This is a genomic window from Bacteroides sp. (assembly GCF_052357945.1).
Lineage (GTDB): Bacteria > Bacteroidota > Bacteroidia > Bacteroidales > Bacteroidaceae > Bacteroides.
The window spans coordinates 1-6477 of record NZ_DAWCXD010000204.1; the positions used below are offsets into that span (position 1 = coordinate 1).

Here is a 6477-nt window from a genome sequence, read left to right on the forward strand (position 1 = left end):
AGCTGCGTTAGGGACTTGCACCCGTTAGACTATGCCCATGTCGGGCGAACACGAGGAATCCCTGCCAATTTTCGAGTTGGCAGGGATTCATTTTTTATCTTCAAGAAGATGATCTTTTTACTTGCAGTATTTGGTTATCAATTCATCTGCATTCGGATCACCCAATTCTTTCGCTTTCTTAAAGTTGCCGCAAGCTTCATCTGTCTTCTTCAGCTGTATCTGGCAAAGTCCCAATAAACGGTAAGCCTCACCATATTTAGGATCAGTCTTCAATATATTATTTAAAATCTGAATGGCTTCTTCATACCGTCCTACACGGAGGTTTACAACTGCATGCTCTGCCTGGTAGGTGAGGTCTGTCGGATTCATCTCGATGGCCTTGGCAATATCGTCTAAAGCGCGTTGAAACTGACGTGCTTTCAAAGCTGCCTGTTCGCGATAATAATAGAACACGTCGTTCACTTCTCCCTTGACTGCCGTATGGTAAGCATCATAATCGAGCATTGCATTTCGCGCCTGATCGGCATTCATATTCATCTGCGCACGTTCCAACAAATATGGAGCAAAGTCGGCCGTAATCGGTTGCGGGCAACGGGCAATACAGCTATCCATTAAGGCTACCACTTCTTTCGGATCCCCTTTCAGCAGTTCTTTCGTCTTGGCAGCACTAAAGAAAGTGGCCGGAGAAGCAATATTGCTAGTATTTACCTTTTCATAAGCAGCCAAAGCACCAGCATAGTCTTGTTGGGCAAACAGTATATCACCTTCCATTTGAATGTAAATTGGCAGCGGATCAATAGCGATTGCCTGACGGACATTCTTCAAAGCAGTGTCATACGTCCAGTCTTTATAAGTTTTCTCCGGCTTCGATAATTGATAAGCATACATTAGCTTACCTATATTATAATATACATCATCTTTCTTCTGGGCTACTTTCAGAGCCTGATTAAAGTCGGCAACGGCTTTATCATACCAGGTCTGATCGTCTTTACCTTTAGATGCATAATAATTGGCACGACGGAGATAACCATCTGCATTGGCAGGGAACTGGCGAATGAAGTCATCCAACAGCTTTTCATAGTCCTCGCCCGAGAGGCTCGAAGAGGCCATGAACAGATACACTAATGCCTGATCTTCCGTTTCGGGTAAACCTTTCCGGATACCAATGCTTTTCAAGGCAGCGTCTCCCAAAGAAAGAGCACTGATTTTCTGCGACATGGCAAAAGCTGCTCCCGCCGCATAACAAGTAGTCACCGTATCGATACCGGATGATTTCTGCGCAATACCAAATACCTGACCTTCCGCATTCATCACCGGACAGCTCACCATCTTATCTTTCATATGCATGCTCAATGTATAATAATGGTATTCTCCGGCTACTTTGGAGACATCTTTCACTTTACCAGTAACGCAAGCAATACTTTTCTGTGTAGAATAAGGAAGCATCCACGCATCGGCTCCCACTGCCGGAGCTGTTTTAGCCACAATGAGCGCAGGCACTTTCTTCTCGGTGATAGCCACACGGAACTTAATGACATCATACATATCATTCGCTCCAAGTATCAGGCTAACCGGCATCTGCTTGCCTTCGGAAGTGATTACCACCGCACGTTCGGCTCCTTTAAAAAGAGTATAATCTGATAAAGCCAATCCATCTTCGGATACAAAAAATCCGTTTCCGGTATTCAGCATTTTATCATTCTTGTCATAAGTCACCACAGAGAAGACTGCACGTTTTGCCTTCTCTACCCATTTGGGAGTTTGCGCCATGCTTCCCTGCATCAGGAAGAAAAGCAGTAAAGGTAGAATTAAAATCTTCTTCATATCAATCATTATTTCTTTGTTTCACAGCTTCGTAAACCAGGATACCGGCAGCCACGGAAACATTCAGAGATTCGATGGTGCCCAGCATCGGAATTTTCACCCATTCGTCGCAGAGCGCAAGGTTTTCATAAGAAACTCCCGTATCCTCCGCTCCCATAATGATGCACAGCGGTCCTGTATAATCGGCTTTTGTATAATCGTAATCTCCCTTCTCGGTAGCAGCTACAATGCGGAAACCACTATCTTTCAGATATTGCAGCGTTGAACGGAGGTTCTGCTCACGACACACAGGCAGCGTGTGCAGCGCTCCTGCCGATGTTTTCACGGCATCAGCATTGACAGACGCACTCCCGCGGACAGGAATAATCACTGCATCGACAGCTGCACATTCGCAGGTACGGGCAATGGCTCCGAAATTACGTACATCGGTCACTCCGTCCAGCATAACAAAAAACGGATTCTTCCCTTGTTCGAACAAGAAAGGAACAAGATCTTCCGTTTTCTGATAAGTCACAGAAGAAATGAAAGCAATCACTCCCTGATGATTTTTCCGGGTAATGCGGTTAATACGTTCTACCGGAACACGCTGAACCGGTATCATCAGCCCTTTCAAAGCAGCAAACAGTTCTTTGGAAAGATCACTCTGAATGTCTTTCTTTACCAGAATTTTATCAATCTCTTTACCTGCCTGAATGGCTTCTATCACGGCACGAACACCGAAAATCATTTCACTTTTATCCAACATCTATTTGATTTACTATTTTACTATTTACAATTTACTACTTATCAGTTACCGCTTAACAATTCACTACCTCAATTACTTTGAATGAATCAATTTAGCCATTAATTACTTAGCATCAAGCAGGGATTTGGCATTACTAAGGGCGGCCTCGGTCAGAGTGGCGCCACTAAGCATATGAGCTATTTCCTCTACTCGTTCTTCATCGGTGAGACGGCGGATATGACTGTTTGTTTCCGTATCGCTGTCTTTCTTATATACTTTATAATGTGCACGTCCGCGGGCAGCAATCTGCGGCAAGTGGGTGATGCTGATTACCTGACGGTTCCGGTCGCCCATTTCCTGCATCATGTCCGCCATGCGGTCGGCTATTTCACCGGAGACACCGGTATCTATTTCATCAAATACGATAGTCGGCAGTTTCACGGCTCCGGCAATCAATGCTTTGATAGAAAGCATGACGCGGGCAATTTCACCTCCCGAAGCTACGGAAGAGATATTCTGCAAGGTACCGTTCTTATTGGCAGAAAACAGGAAGTTGACTGTATCTTCTCCTTGCAATCCCGGCTCTTTCTTCAGTCCCATTTCTATCTGGAAACGAACATTCGGCATTCCTAATGGAATCAACCGGGCAGCCAGCTGTTTTTCAACTTCACGAGCAGCTTTCGTACGGGCTTTGGTCAGCACTTCTGCTTGTTGTTTCACTTGCTTATATTGTTCCTCTTTACGAACGGTCAGCTCGGCAATACGTTCATCGTATGAAGTGATGTCTGACAATTTGCTACGATATTCATCCGTCAACGCTATCAACTCGTCAAGAGTCTGTGCCCGGTGTTTCTGTTGCAGGGAATAAATCAGATTCAGCCGTTCATTCACTTCTTCCAGACGGACCGGATTAAATTCAACGGAATCACTTTGCGAAGAGACTTCGTGCGAAATATCTTTCAATTCGATATAGGCGCTCTCCATACGTTCGGTAAGTTCCTTAGCGGGCTGATAGACTCTTTGCAGGCTATTCAGCGTATTCAGACTATCTTTCAGGTAAGAAAGCAATCCGCCTTCATCCGAGACAAATGACTGTTCTACCCGGTAAAGTCCGGCTTTAATCTCCTCCGCATGACTTAATGTTTCGGCTTCCTGCTCCAGTTCCTCCTGCTCGCCTTCCACAAGATGGGCTTCTTCGAGCTGTTCAAGTTGGAAACGGATATAATCTTCATCAGAACGGCTTTTCTCTGCCAGTGACATTAATTCAGCCAGTTCGCGTTCTGTCTGCTTCCATTCGCCATAACGCAGATGGTATTTCTCCAATGCTGCATCATTATGTGCCAGAATATCAAGCACGTTCAACTGGAACCCTTCTTTATTAAGTAACAGATTCTGATGTTGAGAATGTACATCTATCAATTGTTCGCCCAGCTCTTTCATTTGTGCCAGTGAAGCGGGAGTATCATTGATGAATGCCCTGCTTTTGCCGGAAGCCTGTACCTCACGACGCAAAATACACTCTTCATCATATTCCAATTCGTTTTCTTCAAAAAACGGACGCATACCGTAGGCAGCAATATCGAACCGTGCCTCTATAATACATTTGGAAGCTCCGCGACGAATCGCTTTCACATCGGCACGCTGCCCCAGCAGGAGCCCGATCGCTCCCAGAATAATTGATTTCCCGGCTCCCGTTTCACCTGTTATAACGGAAAAGCCTGTTTCAAAACTGATATCCAGTTTTTCTATCAATGCGTAATTCTGAATGTATAGTGAACGTAACAAACTAATTAAAAATTAAAATTTGAAAATTAAAAATTGGGAGACAGAGTGGCTACCAGACGATCAATGATGTCTTGAGCTACTTCCGTTTTCGACTTCAGAGGATAGTCTGTACGACCTTTCCTGTCGATTATACTTATCTTATTGGTATCATGGCGGAAACCGGCTCCTGCATCATTCAACGAGTTGAGCACGATAAAATCGAAGTTCTTGCGTTCAAGCTTTCCTTCGGCATTCTGCTGCTCATTATTGGTTTCGAGCGCAAAGCCAACCAAGCATTGTTGTTTTCTTTTTATAGCTCCTAAAGAGGCAGCAATATCTTGTGTTGCCCGAAGATGCAGAGTCAGTTCTTCTTCTTTTTCCCGCTTAATCTTCTTATCGGCTACCGTTGCCGGACGATAGTCGGCTACTGCCGCACAAAGAATACCTGCATCAGCATCCGGGAAATGAGCCTGTGCTGCTTCGTACATTTCTTCAGCAGATTCGACATCGACACGGATGATACCAGAATGTTGCGTTTTGAGTTGCACAGGACCTGTTATCAAGGTCACTTGTGCTCCGCGACGGGCACATTCTTCTGCCAACGCGAATCCCATCTTTCCGGACGAATAATTGCCGATGAAACGCACCGGGTCAATCTTTTCGTAAGTCGGTCCGGCGGTAATCATCACTTTCTTTCCGGACAGTTCGTCACTCGAAGCAAAGAATTCATCCAATACCCGGATGATATTCTCCGGCTCTTCCATTCGCCCCTTCCCTACCAGATGGCTGGCTAGTTCTCCTGTCCCCGGCTCGATAATATGATTACCATAGGAACGCAGAATATCCAGATTTTTCTGGGTGGCAGGATGAGCAAACATATCGAGGTCCATTGCCGGAGCAACAAACACAGGAGCTTTTGCCGAAAGATAAGTGGTTATCAGCATATTGTCGGCTATTCCGTTGGCCATTTTACCGATGGTAGAGGCAGTGGCCGGCGCAATCAATACGGCATCCGCCCATAAACCGAGATCGACGTGGCTGTTCCACGTTCCGTCACGTTGGGCAAAAAACTCACTGATGACCGGTTTGCTGGTCAAAGCCGAAAGAGTGATCGGAGTAATAAATTCTTTTCCTGCCGGAGTAATTACGACCTGCACTTCCGCCCCTTGTTTTATCAGTCCGCGAATGATATAGCACGCCTTATACGCGGCAATACTGCCGGTAATTCCAAGAATTATTTTTTTTCCTTTTAGCATTACTTTGTAATCAAATTACTCATTTCACGCAAGCGGATTTTTGTCAATGCCGCCTTGGTGTTCAGCGTGAAATCACTATTCAAAATCCAACTGTAATATCCGGGATCTTTCTTCAAAACCTCGGCTACAGACATTCCCTTATATTTTCCGAAGTTGAACACTTCTACTCCGTTATCATCGTACACCATGCGTCCGGCAAAATCGACATTCTTGCTGAAACTTGAATAATCTGCCAGGAACGCAATATCATTCTGAAGATCGGAGTAACGGTCGAGCTGCGCTTTCAACACTTCGTAAGTAGCCCGCGTATCTGCCTCGGCAGTGTGCGCATCTTCCAAATTCTTGTCGCAATAGAACTTGTAGGCAGCAGACAGAGTGCGTTGTTCCATTTTGTGGAAGATGACCTGTACGTCTACAAATTTACGTTTTGTCATATCAATATCTACTCCGGCACGAAGAAATTCTTCGGCAAGAACAGGAATATCAAAACGGTTGGAATTAAATCCTGCCAAATCGCAACCTTCAATGTCCCTGGCTATGTTTTTCGCTACTTCTTTAAAAGTAGGACAATCTGCTACGTCGGCATCATAAATACCATGTATAGCAGAGGATGCTTCCGGAATATGCATTTCGGGATTGATACGTAATGTCTTTGCTTCTTCATTTCCATTCGGATATACTTTCAGATAGCAGATTTCAACAATTCGGTCTGTGTTGATATTGGTTCCGGTTGTTTCTAAATCAAAAAAAACAATGGGATTTTTCAGGTTTAATTTCATTTCTGTTTATTTTATTGAGTCACCACAGAGGACGCAGAGGACACAGAGGGTTATTTAATAAATATTCAAATTTATCCTCTGTGTCCTCTGCGTCCTCTGTGGTGAATTAACATTAATCATTTAGCATCAT

5 protein-coding genes are annotated in these 6477 nt (G+C 44.6%); all 5 read right to left on the bottom strand.

Annotated features, from left to right (window positions below):
• Positions 1 to 117: 117 nt before the first annotated feature.
• The 5 genes from ACT8YW_RS21210 to ACT8YW_RS21230 all read right to left on the bottom strand — a co-directional run bounded on the left by ACT8YW_RS21210 (position 118) and on the right by ACT8YW_RS21230 (position 6347).
• Complete coding sequence (locus ACT8YW_RS21210; RefSeq protein WP_444107066.1) at positions 118 to 1824, bottom strand: tetratricopeptide repeat protein; 1707 nt, start codon at positions 1822 to 1824, stop codon at positions 118 to 120.
• A gap of 1 nt (position 1825) precedes the next feature.
• Positions 1826 to 2569, bottom strand: a complete 744-nt coding sequence (gene rlmB / locus ACT8YW_RS21215) for a 23S rRNA (guanosine(2251)-2'-O)-methyltransferase RlmB (protein WP_004316861.1) — start codon at positions 2567 to 2569, stop codon at positions 1826 to 1828.
• 102 nt (positions 2570 to 2671) lie between these two features.
• On the bottom strand, positions 2672 to 4333 hold the full coding sequence (recN, locus tag ACT8YW_RS21220) for a DNA repair protein RecN (RefSeq protein WP_444107067.1): 1662 nt from the start codon (positions 4331 to 4333) through the stop codon (positions 2672 to 2674).
• A 26-nt stretch (positions 4334 to 4359) separates the two neighbouring features.
• A complete protein-coding gene (coaBC, locus tag ACT8YW_RS21225) occupies positions 4360 to 5568 on the bottom strand; it encodes a bifunctional phosphopantothenoylcysteine decarboxylase/phosphopantothenate--cysteine ligase CoaBC (protein WP_151935563.1) in 1209 nt (402 codons plus the stop codon).
• Positions 5568 to 6347 carry a 3'-5' exonuclease gene (locus ACT8YW_RS21230; protein ID WP_004316864.1) on the bottom strand — a complete coding sequence of 260 codons (780 nt, stop codon included), beginning with the start codon at positions 6345 to 6347 and terminating at the stop codon, positions 5568 to 5570. Before ACT8YW_RS21230 ends, coaBC begins: the two co-directional genes overlap by 1 nt.
• Positions 6348 to 6477 lie beyond the last annotated feature (130 nt).

Coding starts and splice junctions, on each gene's coding strand:
- ACT8YW_RS21230 (WP_004316864.1), bottom strand. CDS start 6,347: ATGAAATTAAACCTGAAAAATCCCATTGTTTTTTTTGATTTAGAAACA.
- coaBC (WP_151935563.1), bottom strand. CDS start 5,568: ATGCTAAAAGGAAAAAAAATAATTCTTGGAATTACCGGCAGTATTGCC.
- rlmB (WP_004316861.1), bottom strand. CDS start 2,569: ATGTTGGATAAAAGTGAAATGATTTTCGGTGTTCGTGCCGTGATAGAA.
- ACT8YW_RS21210 (WP_444107066.1), bottom strand. CDS start 1,824: ATGAAGAAGATTTTAATTCTACCTTTACTGCTTTTCTTCCTGATGCAG.